Source organism: Acidovorax sp. (assembly GCF_046291265.1).
GTDB lineage: Bacteria > Pseudomonadota > Gammaproteobacteria > Burkholderiales > Burkholderiaceae_C > Acidovorax.
In genome coordinates this window covers 35415-52019 of the sequence record NZ_JBKBTV010000019.1, presented here as the reverse complement: position 1 = coordinate 52019, position 16605 = coordinate 35415, and the positions used below count along the sequence as shown (strand labels likewise).

At 64.0% G+C, this 16605-nt stretch carries 15 protein-coding genes; 6 read left to right on the top strand and 9 right to left on the bottom strand.

The genetic code is table 11. The features are described from left to right. Positions 1-2 precede the first annotated feature (2 nt). A complete protein-coding gene (locus tag ACK41V_RS09795) occupies positions 3-1259 on the top strand; it encodes a Zn-dependent hydrolase (RefSeq protein WP_409781312.1) in 1257 nt (418 codons plus the stop codon). Positions 1260-1529: 270 nt separating this feature from the next. Further along, complete coding sequence (locus ACK41V_RS09790) at positions 1530-3053, top strand: methyl-accepting chemotaxis protein (protein ID WP_409781310.1); 1524 nt, start codon at positions 1530-1532, stop codon at positions 3051-3053. A gap of 212 nt (positions 3054-3265) precedes the next feature. On the opposite strand, the gene ACK41V_RS09785 is transcribed toward ACK41V_RS09790, so the two are convergent. From ACK41V_RS09785 to ACK41V_RS09770, 4 genes are all read right to left on the bottom strand, one after another. Further along, complete coding sequence (locus ACK41V_RS09785; RefSeq protein ID WP_409781307.1) at positions 3266-4315, bottom strand: bifunctional nicotinamide-nucleotide adenylyltransferase/Nudix hydroxylase; 1050 nt, start codon at positions 4313-4315, stop codon at positions 3266-3268. Positions 4316-4423: 108 nt separating this feature from the next. After that, a complete protein-coding gene (locus tag ACK41V_RS09780) occupies positions 4424-6124 on the bottom strand; it encodes an NAD+ synthase (protein ID WP_409781304.1) in 1701 nt (566 codons plus the stop codon). 143 nt (positions 6125-6267) lie between these two features. Then, positions 6268-7458, bottom strand: a complete 1191-nt coding sequence (gene pncB / locus ACK41V_RS09775) for a nicotinate phosphoribosyltransferase (protein ID WP_409781301.1) — start codon at positions 7456-7458, stop codon at positions 6268-6270. Between the two features lie 45 nt (positions 7459-7503). Continuing rightward, the gene (locus ACK41V_RS09770) at positions 7504-8364 is read right to left on the bottom strand and encodes a cysteine hydrolase (RefSeq protein WP_409781298.1); all 861 of its coding nucleotides are present in this window, start codon (positions 8362-8364) and stop codon (positions 7504-7506) included. A gap of 182 nt (positions 8365-8546) precedes the next feature. Here ACK41V_RS09770 and ACK41V_RS09765 point away from each other — a divergent pair, with 182 nt between their 5' ends. After that, positions 8547-9224, top strand: a complete 678-nt coding sequence (locus ACK41V_RS09765; protein ID WP_409781295.1) for an NUDIX hydrolase — start codon at positions 8547-8549, stop codon at positions 9222-9224. Between the two features lie 237 nt (positions 9225-9461). Beyond that, a complete protein-coding gene (locus ACK41V_RS09760) occupies positions 9462-10703 on the top strand; it encodes a diguanylate cyclase (RefSeq protein WP_409781294.1) in 1242 nt (413 codons plus the stop codon). A gap of 36 nt (positions 10704-10739) precedes the next feature. Here the strand turns inward: ACK41V_RS09760 and ACK41V_RS09755 are convergent, their stop codons facing one another. From ACK41V_RS09755 to metK, 3 genes are all read right to left on the bottom strand, one after another. Further along, on the bottom strand, positions 10740-11195 hold the full coding sequence (locus ACK41V_RS09755; protein WP_409781291.1) for a hemerythrin domain-containing protein: 456 nt from the start codon (positions 11193-11195) through the stop codon (positions 10740-10742). Positions 11196-11266: 71 nt separating this feature from the next. After that, positions 11267-11452 (bottom strand): DUF1328 family protein, encoded by a 186-nt coding sequence (locus ACK41V_RS09750; protein ID WP_409781289.1) that lies wholly within the window; start codon positions 11450-11452, stop codon positions 11267-11269. 311 nt (positions 11453-11763) lie between these two features. Next, positions 11764-12945, bottom strand: a complete 1182-nt coding sequence (gene metK / locus ACK41V_RS09745) for a methionine adenosyltransferase (protein WP_409781286.1) — start codon at positions 12943-12945, stop codon at positions 11764-11766. Between the two features lie 132 nt (positions 12946-13077). On the opposite strand from metK, the gene ACK41V_RS09740 reads away from it, so the two are divergent. Then, on the top strand, positions 13078-13932 hold the full coding sequence (locus ACK41V_RS09740; protein WP_409781283.1) for a lysophospholipid acyltransferase family protein: 855 nt from the start codon (positions 13078-13080) through the stop codon (positions 13930-13932). Next, complete coding sequence (locus tag ACK41V_RS09735) at positions 13929-14798, top strand: lysophospholipid acyltransferase family protein (RefSeq protein ID WP_409781280.1); 870 nt, start codon at positions 13929-13931, stop codon at positions 14796-14798. The genes ACK41V_RS09740 and ACK41V_RS09735 overlap by 4 nt, the downstream gene beginning before the upstream one ends. Positions 14799-14850: 52 nt before the next feature. On the opposite strand, the gene ACK41V_RS09730 is transcribed toward ACK41V_RS09735, so the two are convergent. Together ACK41V_RS09730 and yihA are read right to left on the bottom strand one after the other, a co-directional pair. Further along, the gene (locus ACK41V_RS09730; protein WP_409781278.1) at positions 14851-15756 is read right to left on the bottom strand and encodes an alpha/beta fold hydrolase; all 906 of its coding nucleotides are present in this window, start codon (positions 15754-15756) and stop codon (positions 14851-14853) included. A gap of 50 nt (positions 15757-15806) precedes the next feature. Further along, complete coding sequence (gene yihA, locus ACK41V_RS09725) at positions 15807-16556, bottom strand: ribosome biogenesis GTP-binding protein YihA/YsxC (protein WP_409781275.1); 750 nt, start codon at positions 16554-16556, stop codon at positions 15807-15809. Positions 16557-16605 lie beyond the last annotated feature (49 nt).

Here is a 16605-nt window from a genome sequence, read left to right as displayed (position 1 = left end):
CCATGGACACCCAAGTGAAGACCGACATCGAGAACCTGCGCATCAATGGTGACCGCCTGTGGGCATCGCTGATGGAGCTAGCGCAGATCGGCGCGACGCCCAAAGGCGGCGTGTGCCGCCTGACCCTCACCGACCTGGACAAACAAGGCCGTGACCTCGTCACCCGCTGGGCGCGCGAGGCGGGCATGACGGTGACCATCGACAAGATTGGCAATGGCTTCATGCGCCGCCCCGGCCGCAACAACAGACTGCCGCCCATCATGACTGGCAGCCACATCGACACCCAGCCCACGGGCGGCAAGTTCGATGGCAACTACGGCGTGCTGGCGGGCATCGAGGTGGTGCGCACGCTCAACGACCACGGCATCGAAACCGAGGCCCCCATCGAAGTCGCCTTCTGGACCAACGAAGAAGGCAGCCGCTTTGTGCCCGTCATGATGGGCTCAGGCGTCTTCGCCAAAGCCTTCACGCTGGAACACGCCTACGCCGCCACCGACACCGAAGGCAAAACCGTCAAGGGCGAGCTGGAGCGCATCGGCTACATCGGCGACCAGGAACCCGGCGACCACCCCATCGGCGCCTACTTTGAAACCCACATCGAACAAGGCCCGGTGCTCGAGGACAACAACAAGACCATCGGCGTGGTCAGCGGCGTGCTGGGCATCCGCTGGTACGACTGCACGGTGACCGGCATGGAAGCCCACGCGGGCCCCACGCCCATGGCCTTGCGCAAGGACGCGCTGCAGGTCGCCACGCACCTGATGCAGGAAGTAGTGGCCTGCGCCCACCGCCACCCGCCACACGGACGCGGCACCGTGGGCATGGTGCATGTGCACCCCAACAGCCGCAACGTGATTCCGGGCCAGGTCAAGTTCAGCATCGACCTGCGCAACGCCACCGATGCCGACTGCGAAAGCATGGACAAGGACATCCGCGCCGTGGCCGCCAAGCTCAGTGCAGACACGGGATTGCCGATCAAGATCGACATGGTCTCCAACTACGTGGCCCAGGTCTTCCACCCCGACTGCGTGGACGCCGTGGGCCGCGCCGCCGCAAAACTCGGCTACAGCCACATGCCTGCGGTCTCGGGTGCGGGGCACGACGCGGTTTACATGGCCAAACTGGCGCCCAGCGGCATGATCTTCATTCCGTGCAAGGACGGCATCAGCCACAACGAGATCGAAGACGCCAAGCCCGAGCACATCGAGGCAGGGTGCAACGTGCTGCTGCACGCGATGCTGGAGCGGGCAGGCACTTGATGCTCTGCAATTGATAGCTATTAGCGCTTTATGGATAAGCGCTAGAGGCCAATTTGGCTTAAAGTTTGGCGCTACACGCCTGAATGGCTCCGGTGGCGTCTTTCAGGGCTGGCCAGAGGCCTGCGTGCTTGTGGGTCCGTCTACCGCGGGTGATGGATTTTTGACACAAATCTGTCACGCAGCCTGTAACAGCGGAGGCTTCATTCTTCAGAGGCGGAGCCTCCGGTGTATCGTTTGGTAACCACTTTACCAAGCATTGCAGGCACCGTCATGAAACTCAAAACCCGAATCCTGTGGCTGTGCGCCGCCACGCTGCTGGGGCTCGTCGTGCTGTCCGCTGTGGCGTTGACCACGCTCTACCAGTCGATGATGAAAGAGCGCACGGCGCAGTTGTCCAACCTGGTGGTGCTGGCCCATGCGGCTGCGCAAAAGGCGCACGAGCAGGAAAAGAGCGGCGCCCTGTCGCGCGAAGACGCCATCAAGGAAGCCACGCGCACCATCGGCAGTTTTGTGGACAAGGACAAATACTTCTTTGTCCGCGGCTTCGCGAACGACATCAACTACGTGCACCCCAACCCCAAGCGCATTGGCATCGTCGATGAAAAAGGCGGCAAAGAGGCCGGAGTGCGTTACCGCGCAGCGTTGCAGGGCAAGACCATCGGAACCGTCACGGCGCCCGGCACGCGCCCCGGCGCGAAAGAGCCGGTGGACAAGCTCTACGCCATCATCAAGTTCGAGCCGTGGGACTGGATCATCGGCTTCGGCGACTATGTGGACGACATCGAAAACGCCTTCTGGCGCAACACCGCCATCCTGCTGTCCATCGGCGCGGTGCTGATGCTCATTGTCGCGCTGATGGCCTGGCAAATGCTGCGCACCTTGGTGCACCAGTTGGGCGGCGAGCCGCAGTACGCGGCCGATGTGGTGACCCAGATCGCTGAAGGCAATTTGGCGGTGGACGTGCAGACATTGCCCGGCGACACCACCAGCATCCTGCACGCCATCCGCGCCATGCGCGACAACCTGGCCCACCTGGTGACCCAGGTGCGCGACAGCACCGATTCGATCACCACCGCGTCGTCCGAAATCGCGGCAGGCAATGGCGACCTGTCGTCCCGCACCGAATCGCAGGCCAGCGCGCTGCAGGAGACGGCGGCGTCGATGGAGCAGCTCACCTCCACCGTGCAGCAGAACGCAGCCAACGCCAAGCGTGCGGACGAGCTGGCGCGTGCAGCGTCGGACATGGCCGTGCGTGGTGGCGATGTGGTGCAGCAGGTGGTCGGCACCATGGGCTCCATCGACCAGTCCTCGCGCAAAATCGTGGACATCATCAGCGTCATCGACGGCATTGCGTTTCAGACCAATATCCTGGCGCTGAATGCCGCTGTGGAAGCTGCCCGCGCGGGTGAGCAGGGCCGGGGTTTTGCCGTGGTGGCCAGCGAAGTGCGCAGCCTGGCCCAGCGCAGCGCGGCCGCTGCCAAGGAGATCAAGGGCCTGATCGACGACTCGGTCGCCAAGGTGGGACTGGGTACCCAACTGGTCGAGCAGGCCGGTGCCACGATGAGCGAGGTGGTGGCCGGTGTGAAAAGCGTGACCACCATGGTGGCCGAGATCAGCGCTGCCAGCGGCGAGCAAAGCGCGGGCATCGCCCAGGTGAACCAGGCCATCTCGCAAATGGACCAGAGCACGCAGCAGAACGCCGCGTTGGTGGAAGAGGCCTTGGCTGCCGCGCAGTCGCTCAGCCAGCAGGCGGTGACTTTGTCGCAGACGGTCGGCCAGTTCCGGGTGGCGTGATGGAGTAAAGCACCCCCTAAGTCGCTTCGCGCCTTCCCCCTCCCGCATTGCTGCGCAATGCGGGAGGGGGACGCCCCCGGTGCACGGAGCGGAGACGACATTTGCCTGTCGTGGCGGCCCTTGCACGGGGCCGCTGGTTTGGGCCGCGCCAGTCTCATCAGCTCGGTTGAGGCTTCGCACATGAAAGTGTGAGCCTATAGCCGAGCTCGGTGCTATGCGTTGGGCGTGACCGATCCCGTCAACCCCAGGAAGTGGTCCAGCATGTGGAAGTGGTCTTCAAAGAATTCTTCTTCCAAACCTGCCAACTGGTCGATGCGCGTCCACTGCACCAGCATCGCATCGTCATCGGCCTGCACTACCGGGAACGTTGCATCTCCCAGATCGAAGTAGTGCGCATGCGTCAGCGTGCGGCCGCGTTGGCTGCGGTCGGGGTGGTCGAACACGGCCACGGACTGCAGCGCGGCGCGCATGGTGGCCTCTGGTAAATCGCAGTGGGTTTCCTCCACCAGCTCGCGCAGGCACGACTGCCACACGGTTTCGCGCTGTTCGATGAAACCGCCGGGCACGGCCAGCTGGCCCTTGCCGGGGGCGTGGGCGCGGCGTATGAGCAGCACATGGTCGCGGCAGCGCAGCACGGCGTCCACCGTCACAAACACGGGCGGGTAGGGCGCGGCGGCCCAGGCCTGGCGGTAGCCGCGCAGCATCTGCCACTCTTGCTGCAGCGCCAGGTAGTGCGGAGTTTGCGCAAACTGGGTCAGTGTGGCCAGGGTGCTGGCGGGCATCTGGTCGGCCAGGGGGGCGAGGGCGGATGGCGCGGTGTCGGGGCTGGCACCAAACCAGGCGTCGCGAATGGCCGTGGCGTCGATGGGCCCTTGGCGCTCCACATGGATCAGCTCCCAGCCGGGGAACGCGCTCAGGTAGCCGCTGGTGGCGTCCTTGAAGTGGCCCACCAGCCCGATGCGTGCACCCGGCGCAGTCAAACGCGCCACACCCTGGCGCACGGCCTGCACCCACACAGCCTCGTTGTAGTAGTCGCGCATGGGCAGCACCAACACGCGGCTGCGGTCGGCCTCGGGCAGCGCGTCGCGCAACATGGCCTCGCGCTCTGGCCAGGTGAATGGGTTCTTGGGCGAGCGCGCCTGCCAAGCCGAGCCCACCACCACGATGACCTGCTGCGCGCTGTCGAGTGCGCGCTGCAGCAGCGCCATGTGCCCGTTGTGCACGGGTTCAAAACGCCCGATGTAGATGGCGATATCGACCATGTGTCTCCAGTCGTTGTCGGGTAGTTTTTAAGTGTTTTTGGCCTCTAGCGCTTATCTATAAAGCGCTAGCAGCTATCTTTTTGGTAGTAATTTTACCGTGAAGCCGTTTCACACATACCGCGCAGCAATCGGCATCTGCCGCCCGCTGCCAAAGGCCCTGGCGCGCACGCGCACGATGGGCGGGGCCTGGCGGCGTTTGTATTCGTTGCGCGCCACCATCATGCGCACGCGTTGCACCAGCGCGCGGCCCGCGTCGTCGGTTTGCAGTTGGGCCACGAAGGCCTGCGCGGCGGCATGCTCCGCGGCAGACAGGCGGTCGCCTTCGATGAGCAGCTTGAGCACTTCGTCGAGCACGGGGTAGGGCGGCAGGCTGTCCACATCGCGCTGGCCCGGGGCCAGCTCGGCAGACGGTTCCTTGTCGATGATGGCCTGCGGAATCAGCTCGCGCCCGGCATGTTCGTTGACGTGGCGCGAGAGGGCAAATACCTCGGTCTTGTAGAGGTCGCCAATCAGGCCCAGCCCGCCGTTGGTGTCGCCATACAGCGTGCAGTAGCCCACCGAGATTTCGGACTTGTTGCCTGTGGTGAGCAGCAGGTGACCAAAGGCGTTGGAGTATTCCATCAGCACCGTGCCGCGAATGCGTGCCTGCAGATTTTCGAGCGGCAGTCCCGCCAGCGGTGTGCTAAAGCTGGCCTCGAACTGCTGCGCATAGCCCGCCACCAGCTCGGCAATCGGGTGCGTGAAGAGCTGCACGCCGAGGTTGTTGCACAGCGCCACCGAGTCATCGACCGAGCCGCTGCTGGAGTAACGCGAAGGCATGGTGATGCCCACCACGTTATCCGCCCCCAGCGCTTCCACAGCGAGCGCCAGCGTCAGCGCGCTGTCGATGCCGCCCGAGCTGCCCACCACCACCTGCGTAAAGCCGCAGCGCCGTGCGTAGTCGCGCAGACCCAGCACGATCTGCTGGCGGTAGAAGTCCATGGTGGGCAGGCCTTGCGCGGGCACGGTGGCGGGGCGCGCGCCTTCAGCGCTCAGAAAATGCCCGTTGTCGAACTGCAGCGTGCGCACGTCTTCCACAAACCGCGCAGCTTCGAAGACGACACCCGCCTCGGGCTCGGCCGCGAACGATGCTCCGTCGTACACCACCTGGTCGTGTCCGCCGATCTGGTTCACGTACACGATGGGCAGGCCGTGGCGGCGAGACGAGCCGCCAAACATCTGGTGGCGTTGCTCGCGTTTGCCCATGTGGCTGGGGCTGGCGTTGATGCTGATCACCAGGTCGGGTGCGGCGTCGCGCATGCGCTCGAACGGGTTGATCACGTAGTCGCCGCCGTGGTCGTTCCAGCCGTCTTCGCACACCAGCAGGCCGACCTGTGCGCTGCCGATGCGCAGCACCTTGGCCACGTCCGGGCCGGGCTCGAAGTGGCGGCGCTCGTCAAAGATGTTGTAGGTGGGCAGCAGTTGCTTGGCGTACTGCAAGCGCACTTGTCCGCCCTGCAGCACCAGTAGGCTGTTGTGCAGCTTTTTGCCGGGCCCGCGCGTGGGGGTGGGCGCGCCCACCACCCAGTGCAGCTGCGGCAGCTCGGCGGATGCCTGCTGCAATGCGGCGATGCCGGCTTCGATGCGTTGCTGGAAGCCGCTTTCCTCCAGCATGTCGCCGGGGTAATAGCCGCACAGCGACAGCTCGCTGAACACGACGAGGTCGGCTTCTTCGCGCGCCGCTTGCTGCGCGGCAGCGACCATGCGGGCCACGTTGCCCTCGATGTCGCCGACGGTGAAGTTGAGTTGGGCGATGGTGATGCGGAGCATGGTGTCATTCATCCTAAGGTACGAGTTCGTCGGTAGCCGCCGACACTGGCGCGGCCCATGCCAGGGACGCCGAGCAAGGGCCGCCCCGCAGCGAGGGCGTCGTCCCCCTGGGGGGAAGGCGCGAAGCGACTCAGGGGGGCTTCTTATGCAACGTTGAAGACTTGGCGGAGGTAGGCCAAGTACGTTTCATCGTCGCACAGCGTCTTGCCGGGCGTGTCCGACAGCTTGGCCACCGGTTGTCCGTTGGCGCGCACCAGTTTCATTACGATGTTCAGCGGCTTGTGGTCTGCGCCCATATCGTTGGTGAGGTTCGTTCCTATACCAAACCCCAGCTGCGTGCGGTCGCCAAAGTGGCGGTAGAGCATCAGGGCGCGTTCCAGGTCGAGCCCATCAGAGAACACCAGCCGCTTGGTGTGCGCATCGATGCGCAGGCGGGTGTAGTGCGCCAGGGCTTTTTCGCCCCAGGCCACCGGGTCGCCCGAGTCGTGGCGCAGGCCGTCGAACAGCTTGGCGAAGTACAGGTCGAAGTCGGCCAGAAAGGCGTCCATGCCCACGGTGTCGGTCAGCGCAATGCCGAGGTCGCCGCGGTATTCTTGCACCCAGTCTTCGAGCGCGGCCTTTTGAAAATCGCGCAGCCGCACGCCCAGTGCCTGGTAGGTCTGTAGGTATTCGTGCGCCATGGTGCCGATGGGCACGAGGCCCAGGTCGCGCGCCAGCAGCACGTTGCTGGTGCCCTTGAACCACTGCGGTGTTTGTGTGGCAAAGGTCTGCACCACCTCGCGCTGCCAGTCACCGCTGTAGCGGCGGCGCAGGCCAAAGTCGAACAGCTCGAACGGGTGGCGCAGCGTGGCCTGCTGGGCCAGGGCTTGCAGCTGCTGCACCTTGGCGGCCAGGCGCTCGCGGCCGCTGGCGAGGGCGCGGTCGGCGTCAAAGCGGCGGAAGTACAGCTCGTTGACGATGGCCAGCACGAAGATCTCGAAGCCCATCACATGCACTTGCGGGCCACGCGCCACGATGTGCAGTTGGTCCCCTTCCGCCCAGGCGCTGATGAAGCTGCGCTGGAACTGGAAGATGCGCAGAAAGTCCACAAAGTCGCTCTTGATGTAGCGCAGCCCGCCCACGTAGGCCAGCTCATCGGGCGTGAAGCGCAGGGTGCACAGGTGGTCCAGCGCGGCGTTCACCTCGGGCAGCAGCGCGGCCAGCGGGTAGGCCGGGGTGTTGCGGCACACAAAGCGGTATTCGCTTTGGGTTTGCGGGTGGCGGTGCAGCAGGGCCTGCCACATGGTGAACTTGTAGAGGTCGGTGTCGAGCAGGCTGGTGATGACGGGGTTCATGGTTTGCTCCTAATGTAGTAGCTATTAGCGCTTATTGAATAAGCGCTAGAGGCTGATTTGACTGCTATTTTCAAGCCGCGCACCTTGTGCGCGCATGGTGTCCAGAAAAGCCTGGTGCTCGGCCTCAAAGCCACCCACCGGGCTCATGCAGTCGGTCAGCAGCACGATGTGCTCGGGGCGCGCGCCGGTCTTCTTCAGGCGGGGCAGGTGCTGCACGATGTGTTCGGTGGTGGCACGCACGCAGTGGCTGCTGGCCTCGCCCGCAATCAGCAGCAGGTCGGCGGTGTCGAGCGCTGCGAGCAGGCGGGTGTTGAGGGCGGTGTCGGGGTCGTCGGCATCCACCACCTCGGCCTCGATGGCGCTGTAGTGTTCGGTCCAGGGGTTGGTGCCCTTGAACACGTTGTGCACCGCGCGCTGTCGCTGCAGCTGCCACTCACCACACGCGGCCAGCACATCGGCATGCACGCCATGGCCCCAGCTGCCAATCTCGCAGTGCACGGGCCACACCATCAGGGTGTAGCGCCCGCGGGCTTCCAGCGCATCCAGGTAGGCCAGCGTGCGGGGCAAGTGGGCGGGGTTGCGCGGTGCAAAAGCGCCCGCGCGCACCTGGGCGGCGGTAATGGGTGTGAACGGCCCCACCGCACGCCCGTCCGCCTGCTGCCAAAAGCCGGGGTGGGCAATGTCGATGCGCTGGTGTGAATCCAGCGTGACTGTGATGGCATCGAGCTGAGTGGCGTGGTCGCGGATGAAGGCGGCCACGCGTTGCATGTCGGCATGGGCGCCTGCCACGGGCAGGCTTGGTGCGGTGCGCGCGCCGGTGGTGGGGTCGGTGGGCTGCCAGGCCGCGGGCAGGTCGCAAAAGTCGTTTTGCGGGTCGATCACCAGAAGCTGGATGTTGCGGGACATGGTGTTCTCCTTTACTGTGCTTGCAGTGTAAGGTTGTTAATTCAATATTGCAACTAACTAGATGGAAACCTGATGTTTCTTGTGAGATGGCAAGGCGTTGCCTGTAGAAAAGATTGGGAATTGGTGCATCCAGTGGTAGCCTTGTTCGTCCGTATCTGCGCTGAACTACCTTCCCAACATCCATGAAAGACGCCGACGCCCCCACCATCCTGTGCACCGTGGACGTGGTGCTGCTCACCCTGCAGCAGGGCAGCCTGCACGTGGCCCTGCTGCGCCGCGAGCGGGCGCCTTTTGCAGGTGTGCTTGCCTTGCCCGGTGGCTACATTCACGCGCAAGACGACGCCGATGCGCAGGCCAGCGCGGCCCGGGTGCTGCGCGACAAGGCAGGGCTGCAAAGCCCCTATCTGGAGCAACTGGCCACCTTCTCGGGCCCGGTGCGGGATCCGCGGGGCTGGTCGGTGGCCGTGGTGTATTGCGCATTGGTGCCGCCCGAGGTGTTGGTGCAGGCTGCGGACCGCATCACTTTGGTGGCGGTGGATGGGTTGCCACCCTTGCCGTTTGACCACCGCCAGATCATCGACACCGCTGTGCAGCGCGTGCGCAGCAAAAGCCAGTATTCGTCGCTGCCGGTGCACCTGTGCGCCGAGCCGTTCACGCTGCCGCAGTTGCAGTCGGTGTACGAAGCGGTGTTGGGGGAGCCCATCAACAAGGTCAGTTTTCGCCGCAAGGTGGACGAGCTGGCCATGCTGGAGGCCGTGCCCGGTGCCCTGCAGACCGGCGGCGCGCACCGGCCCGCGCAGCTGTACCGGGTGCGTCCGGCGTTTCGTCAGAGGTTGTCGCTGAGCGCACGGGGTTTGTAAAGCAACCCAGAGTGTGGTTCTGCGGTACAAAAAAGTTGGACCCTGTCATGGAAATCTGGCACAAACGCAGCCGATGTGTCCCATGATCGCGGTGTTTGCGCGGGGCTGTCCCCGGGCAGACCGGCGCGGGGCAGGGATGCGCAGGCTCGGGTGAACCTGAAGGGTTCAGCGCAGAAGTCTTCAGCACCACCAACAATTTGCCGACGCGCTGCGCGCGCTGGCCTCTGAGGGAGATTCATGTCTTTGCGGCTTAAATTCAATCTGGTGCTGGCGGCTGTGTTGCTGTTGGCTGCGGTGGGTGCGGGGGTCTACGTGCACCGGTTTCTGCAGCAGTCGGCCATCGAGGAAGTGCAGCACAACTCGCAGATCATGATGCACTCGGCCATGGCGATCCGCGACTACACCACCGAGCTGGTCAAGCCCCACCTGGACGTCACGCTGGCCGAAAAGTTCTTGCCGCAGACCGTGCCCGCCTATGCGGCTACCGAAACATTGCGTCGCTTGCAAAGCCGGTTTCCGGGCTATGAATACAAAGAAGCGGTGCTGAACCCCACCAACCTGCGCGACCGCGCGAACGAATGGGAAGAGCGCGTTATCAACGACTTTCGGGACGGCAAGGCGGACCTGAAAAAAGAGGTGACCGGCGAGGTGGGCGAAGGCATGCACCGCGCTCTGTATGTGGCCCGCCCCATCACCATCAAGCAGCCGCAGTGCCTGGCCTGCCACAGCACGCCGCAGGTGGCGCCGCCCACCATGATCAAGGTGTATGGCGACAAGAACGGGTTTGGCTGGAGCATGAACGAAACGGTGGGCATTCAGGTAGTGAAGGTGCCCATGTACTTCCCGCTCGAAAAAGCGCGCCAGACTTTTTACAACGTCATGGGCGCTCTGGTCGCCAGCTTTGTCTTGCTGTTTGTGGTGCTCAATCTGTCGCTGTCCTCGCTGGTGATCGAGCCCATGGCCCGACTCAACCGCAAGCTCGAAGACCTGGCCACCAAGGACTTTTTGACCGATCTGGTCAACCGCCGACGTTTCTTTGAAAGGCTGGAGGCCGAGATGGCCGAGACACGCATCAAGACGAGCAGCCTGTCGGTGGTGATGCTGGACATCGACTTCTTCAAGCGCATCAATGACACCTTTGGGCACGACTCTGGCGATGTGGTGCTCAAGGCCACGGCCCTGCGTGTGCGCGAGTTGCTGCGTTCGTCGGACTGCGCAGCACGGTTTGGCGGCGAGGAGTTCATCCTGCTGCTCAAGGAAACGCCTGTCGATGCCGCCATGGCCATGGCCGAAGCCGTGCGCGCGCGTATCGCCAGCGTGCCGTTCGACGCGGTGGGCCATGTCAGCGCAAGTTTTGGCGTGGCCACCTGGGACCACAAGGAAGACAGCCATGCGCTGATCAAGCGGGCGGACACGGCGCTGTATGTGGCCAAGTCCCGCGGCCGCAATTGCGTGGTGCAAGCTGAAGACGCGAAGTGATGTGAGCTGAGGTGACAGCGCTGGGGCGCTGCAGTGTCAAGCCGTGGCGGCCTTGGCCTCTTCGTAGTCGGCGCGGTAACTGGCGGCCAACGAAGTCTTTTGTTTTTCGGTCAGCAGCTTGCCAGCCATCTGGAAGAAGCGGTGTTCTTCTTCCTTCAAATGGTGCTCCACTTTGTCGGCCAGCTTCTTGGCCAGTGGCAACCACGCGGGGGTTGCCGGGTCGGCCTCTTCGAGCGATTCAATCAGCTCATCGAGCTGGTGATGCTCGGAAATCGCGTGGCGTGACAGGTCGATGCCCGCGTCATGCGCCATCAGCGGAATGTAAAAGTGCCGCTCTTCTGCCAGTTCATGGGCTGTAAGTTCCAGCTTGAGCTGTTCAAACAGCGCTTGGCGCTCGGGCGTGTCGCCACTGGTTTCGGTGAGTTGGCGGTACAGCGTGCGCTGCAGCTCATGGCTCTCGCGCAGCGTTTCAAAGATGTTGGTATCGGCCATGGGGTTTCCGGTTTTAGATGTTGTGATGTGGCGTGAAGCGAAGCGAAGTGAGGTCAGGTGACGTGAGGTGCTTACTTCAGTACCTTGCGCGCAGCACCCACGCCGATGGCGGCAAGCACCACAAACACGACGGCCAGCACTAGGAACAGCACAAACAGCACCTTGGCAATACCAGCCGCACCAGCGGCGACCCCCGTAAAGCCCAGGGCGCCCGCGACCAGGGAAATCAGGGCAAAAACGATGGCGTACTTCAACATGGGGCGCTCCTTGCGGTGGTTTTCAGGCAGCGTGGGGCTGCGAAAGGGTGTGCAGGAACGATAAAGGCCAGGGGTCTGAACGTTCGTCAGCTTGGGCGGTTTGCGGGTGTAGGAGGGAGCCGCTGCGTCCGCTGGTGGGGCTGGGAGACCGGGAATGCGTTTTTGTGAGAAGCCCAAAAGAAAAGCCGCAACGCGGGTAGCGTTGCGGCTTATGGGGGCAATGAGTCGTCTGGTCTGGCTTACGTCGTTAAGACATCGCAGCGCGATATGAACTTTGCCCGACGAACGCCTGCGCTGTTCGCGCGGCGGTTTTACAGCCCGGCTGCTGCACGGAGTGCTGCTGCCTTATCGGTACGTTCCCAGCTGAACTCAGGCTCTTCACGCCCAAAGTGGCCGTAAGCCGCGGTCTTTTCGTAGATAGGACGCAGCAGATCCAGCATCTGGATGATGCCCTTGGGGCGCAGGTCGAAGTGTTCCTTCACCAGTGCGGCAATGCGTTCGTCCGAAATCACGCCCGTGCCTTCGGTGTACACGGTGATGTTCATGGGCTGGGCCACGCCAATGGCGTAGGCCACCTGAATCTGGCACTGGCGCGCCAGGCCCGCAGCCACGATGTTCTTGGCCACGTAGCGCGCGGCGTAGGCGGCTGAGCGGTCTACCTTCGTTGGATCCTTGCCGCTGAAGGCGCCGCCGCCGTGGGGGCAGGCACCGCCATAGGTGTCTACGATGATCTTGCGGCCGGTCAGGCCACAGTCGCCCTGGGGGCCGCCGATGACAAAACGGCCTGTGGGGTTGATCAGGTAGCGGGTGTCCTGCAGCCATTCCTTCGGCAGCACGGGCTTGATGATCTCTTCGATGATGGCTTCGGTGAACGAGGCCTTCATCTTGGTCTGGGTTTCGCTCTGGTCGGGGTGGTGCTGGGTAGACAACACCACGGTGTCGATGCTGTGGGGCTTGCCATCCACATAGCGCATCGTCACCTGGCTCTTGGCGTCGGGGCGCAGGAAGGGCAGGCGGCCGTCCTTGCGCAGCTGGGCCTGGCGCTCCACCAGGCGGTGGGCGTAATAGATGGGCGCGGGCATCAGCTCGGGCGTCTCATCGCAGGCGTAGCCAAACATCAGGCCCTGGTCGCCAGCACCGGTGTTCAGGTGGTCGTCGCTGGCCTGGTCCACGCCCTGTGCGATGTCGTTCGATTGCTTGTCGTAGGCCACGAGCACCGCGCAGCCCTTGTAGTCGATGCCGTAGTCGGTGTTGTCGTAGCCGATGCGCTTGATGGTGTCGCGCGCCACCTGGATGTAGTCCACGTGGGCGTTGGTGGTGATCTCGCCTGCCAGCACCACGAGGCCGGTATTGGTCAGCGTTTCGGCGGCGACGCGGCTGCGGGGGTCTTGCTTGAAGATCGCATCGAGAATCGCATCAGAGATCTGATCAGCTACCTTGTCGGGGTGGCCTTCAGAGACGGACTCCGAGGTAAAAAGAAAGTCGTTCGCCATTTGAATAAACTCCTGTGTTCCGGCATTTGGGGCGTTGCCCTCACCCCGAAGGAGCTTTGGCGAACGCTTTAGCAGATTTTTTTAACGTCGCCCTGCAAGTTGCTCATTTAACTCAGCGACCCCGTTATTTTAATGCCAGTCGTCTTTCGAATCTTTTCCGTGTTTCCACTGTGGTTGCTGCATGCCGTCGGCGCAGCCATGGGCTGGGTGGCGTTTGCCGCGTCGCCCACGTACCGCCGCCGGTTCGTGGCGAACGTGGCATTGGCGGGGTATTCGTTGGGTGCCTTGCGTGCGGCTGTGGGCCATGCGGGCCGCATGGTGGCGGAGCTGCCGCGCCTGTGGCTGGGCGCACCCATGCCGTGCCAGCTGACGGGCGAGGCGTGTGTGGCTGACGCGTATGCCGCCGGGCGCGGCATTGTGCTTCTCACGCCGCACCAAGGGTGTTTTGAGTTGTCGGCGCAGGCGGTTGCGCGGCGCTGGAGCGCCGAGCGTGGCCCCATCACGGTGCTGTACCGCCCCGCACGCCAGGCCTGGCTGGCCAAGGTGATGGAGACTGCCCGCAACCGCCCCGGCATGCTGGCCGTGCCCACCACGCTGGCGGGTGTGCGCCAGATGATCAAAGCCCTGCGCCGGGGCGAGGCTGTGGGCTTGTTGCCTGACCAGGTGCCGCCGGACGGCCAAGGCCAATGGGCGCCTTTTTTTGGACGCGATGCCTACACGATGACATTGGCCGTGCGCTTGGCCCAGCAGACTGGCGCAGCGGTGGTGCTGGTGCGCTGCGAGCGGCTGTCGTTGGGGCGCGGTTTTGTCACCCATTTCGAACCGCTGGCGCAGCCGCTGTCGGACCAACTCGACCTTGCCGTTGTGCAGATCAATCAGGCCATGGAACACCTCATTCGCCAGTGCCCTGAACAATATCTCTGGGGCTATGCGCGCTACAAGCAACCGCGCGTGGACGCCACGGCAGCGCCGGGAGCTTCTGCATGACCGGTCGCCTGGGGGTGTGGTTCATGAGTGTGCTGGCGCTGCTGCCGCTGCCGGTGCTGCGTGGCATGGGTTGGGTGCTGGGGCAGGTGGCCTATGTGCTGGTGGTGCGGCGGCGCAAGGTGGCGCTGCGCAACCTGGCACTGTGTTTCCCGGACTGGACCGAGGCGCGCCGCCGCACCGTGGCGCGCGCCAATTTTGTGGTGTTCTGCCAGGCGTGGCTGGACCGCAGCTGGCTCTGGGCCGCGCCGCAAGCCGTGGTGGAGCAGCGCGTGCGCCTGACCGGCGCGGTGCACGAACTGGAAGGCGACACGCCCACCATCCTGTTCGCGCCGCATTTTTATGGCCTGGACGCAGGCGGCCTGGCGCTGCCGCTGAACACACGCCGTGCGTTCACGTCCATCTTTGCCACCCACCCTGATCCGGCGGTGGATGCGTGGTTCATGGCGGGGCGCCAGCGTTTTGGCGACGTGCGCATGCTCAACCGCTCCGACGGCGTGAAACCCATCATCAACAACCTGCGCAAGGGCGGCCTGTTGTACCTGCTGCCCGACATGGACTACGGGCGCAATGATTCCGTGTTTGTGCCGTTCTTCGGCGTGACGGCGGCCACCATCCCGTCGCTGTCGCGGTTTGCGCGGCTGGGGCGCGCCAAGGTGGTGGGTGTGTATTCGCGCATGACGCCGACGGGCTACGTGGCCGAGGTCTCGCCCGCCTGGTCCGACTACCCCACCGACGACGCCGAGGCCGACACGGAGCGCATGAACCACGAGCTGCAGGCTGTCATCAACACCATGCCCGAGCAGTACTACTGGGTGCACAAGCGCTTCAAGACGCGACCCGAGGGCGAGCCGTCGGTGTACTCTTGAAAATATGGGTCAAATTGGCCTCTAGCGCTTATCGAATAAGCGCTGTTAGCTACTATTTTGATTGCAAAAAGCGCTGCAACTTCAGGGCCACGCGCTCGGGGTGCTCGTGCACGATCCAGTGCGATGCCTGCTCTACCTGCTGCAATTTCAGCTGCGGCACCCAGCCCGGCAGGCCATCGAGCAAACCCGGCAGCAAAGCAGGGTCGTCCATGCCCCACAGCACCAGCGTGGGCACCACCACGCTCAGCATGGAGTCCGGCAGGGTGATGGCTTGGGCGCCTGGGTCGCCCTCGCGCGGCGGGCGGATGGGGCTGGCACGGTAGTAGTTGCAGGCGCCGGTCAGGCCCTGCCGCCACAGGTCGCGGTACTGGCCGCGCACGCTGTCGGTCAGCCACGCGGGTGCGCTGCCATCCGGGGCGTTGAAAAACGCAAACAGGCGGCGGAAGTCGTCTTCGGCCAGCAGCGCCTCGGCATCGGGTCTGCACAAAAAGTGCATGTACTGGCTGCCTGCCTGCTGCGCGGCGTTGTGTGACAGCTCGCGCACAAAGGCGCCAGGGTGGGGCGAATTGATGATGGCCAGCCGCTTCATCAACTGCGGCTGCTGGTTGGCCAGGTTCCAGGCCACCGCGCCGCCCCAGTCGTGCGCCACCAGGCCTTCCAGCGCGCCGCCGGGGCATTCGTGGGCAATCAGCGCCACCAGGTCCTGCACCAGGTGCTTTGCGCGGTAGGCGTCCACATTGGTCGGGCTGCTCGACGGGCCAAACCCGCGCAGGTACGGCGCCACGCAGCGGTAGCCGCCGTTTTCGGGGCGCGCAAAGTGCAGCAGCAGCTCGTCCCAGATGAAGGCCCCCTCCGGGAAACCGTGCAGAAACAGCAGCACCGGGCGGCCCGCCGTGCCGCTCACGCGGCAGTGCAGGGTGGTTTCGTGGGGCAGGGAGACGGAGCCGGTTTGAATCATGGCGCTACGCATTTAATAGCTGGTAGCGCTTGATGCATAAGCGCTAGAGCCTAATTTGACTGAATATCCTCAGAATCATCAAGCTCTGGGGGCTCATCGGTGGGGGCAGGGGCTGCGTCGCCCGAGGCTTGTGCCGGGTGCGCCCACTGCCACAGCAGTTGTGCCACCTCGTCCACGCCTTGTTTCTTGAGGGCCGAGAACATCATCACCTCTCCGCCAGCCGCGTTCAGTCGCGTAATCGACAGGATCTTGGCTTGCTCGGAGCGTGTGAGCTTGTCGGCCTTGGTCAGCACGATGAGGAATTTCAGGCCTTCTTCGACCCGTGGGCGCAGCACCTCCAACAGGGCCTCGTCCAGCTCGGTCAGTCCAAGCCGGGGGTCGCACAGCAAGACGATGCCGGTGAGCCCGTGGCGGCTGACCAGGTAATTGACCATCACCTGCTGCCAGCGCACCTTGTCGGACCGCGACACCTTGGCGTAGCCGTAGCCGGGCAGATCGGCCAGAACCGCATCGGTCACACCGTGTTTTCCCAGGGAAAAAAGGTTGATGTGCTGCGTGCGCCCAGGCCGTTTAGAGGCGAACGCCAGCTGCTTTTGCTGGGTGAGCGTGTTGATGCAGGTGGATTTGCCCGCGTTGGAGCGGCCCACAAAAGCGATCTCGGGCACGTGGATGGGCGGCAGGTGGTGCAACTGCGCGGCCGTGGTCAGGAACCTGGCGGTGTGCATCCAGCCCATGGCGATCTTGGCGTCGGGAGCAGGCGGAAGGGAGCCAGCAACTGGCGCGGAAGGGGTGGTCGTCATGGGGAGTTGGGAGAGAAAGAACCATCATTGTAGAATCGCGAGGTTTTGC

Excerpts from the sequence above, each read along its gene's own strand:
- ACK41V_RS09735 (WP_409781280.1), top strand. The coding sequence starts at position 13,929 with ATGACCGGTCGCCTGGGGGTGTGGTTCATGAGTGTGCTGGCGCTGCTG.
- ACK41V_RS09740 (WP_409781283.1), top strand. The coding sequence starts at position 13,078 with ATGCCAGTCGTCTTTCGAATCTTTTCCGTGTTTCCACTGTGGTTGCTG.
- ACK41V_RS09760 (WP_409781294.1), top strand. The coding sequence starts at position 9,462 with ATGTCTTTGCGGCTTAAATTCAATCTGGTGCTGGCGGCTGTGTTGCTG.
- ACK41V_RS09755 (WP_409781291.1), bottom strand. The coding sequence starts at position 11,195 with ATGGCCGATACCAACATCTTTGAAACGCTGCGCGAGAGCCATGAGCTG.
- ACK41V_RS09790 (WP_409781310.1), top strand. The coding sequence starts at position 1,530 with ATGAAACTCAAAACCCGAATCCTGTGGCTGTGCGCCGCCACGCTGCTG.
- ACK41V_RS09780 (WP_409781304.1), bottom strand. The coding sequence starts at position 6,124 with ATGCTCCGCATCACCATCGCCCAACTCAACTTCACCGTCGGCGACATC.
- ACK41V_RS09795 (WP_409781312.1), top strand. The coding sequence starts at position 3 with ATGGACACCCAAGTGAAGACCGACATCGAGAACCTGCGCATCAATGGT.
- ACK41V_RS09750 (WP_409781289.1), bottom strand. The coding sequence starts at position 11,452 with ATGTTGAAGTACGCCATCGTTTTTGCCCTGATTTCCCTGGTCGCGGGC.
- pncB (WP_409781301.1), bottom strand. The coding sequence starts at position 7,458 with ATGAACCCCGTCATCACCAGCCTGCTCGACACCGACCTCTACAAGTTC.
- ACK41V_RS09770 (WP_409781298.1), bottom strand. The coding sequence starts at position 8,364 with ATGTCCCGCAACATCCAGCTTCTGGTGATCGACCCGCAAAACGACTTT.
- yihA (WP_409781275.1), bottom strand. The coding sequence starts at position 16,556 with ATGACGACCACCCCTTCCGCGCCAGTTGCTGGCTCCCTTCCGCCTGCT.
- metK (WP_409781286.1), bottom strand. The coding sequence starts at position 12,945 with ATGGCGAACGACTTTCTTTTTACCTCGGAGTCCGTCTCTGAAGGCCAC.
- ACK41V_RS09730 (WP_409781278.1), bottom strand. The coding sequence starts at position 15,756 with ATGATTCAAACCGGCTCCGTCTCCCTGCCCCACGAAACCACCCTGCAC.
- ACK41V_RS09785 (WP_409781307.1), bottom strand. The coding sequence starts at position 4,315 with ATGGTCGATATCGCCATCTACATCGGGCGTTTTGAACCCGTGCACAAC.
- ACK41V_RS09765 (WP_409781295.1), top strand. The coding sequence starts at position 8,547 with ATGAAAGACGCCGACGCCCCCACCATCCTGTGCACCGTGGACGTGGTG.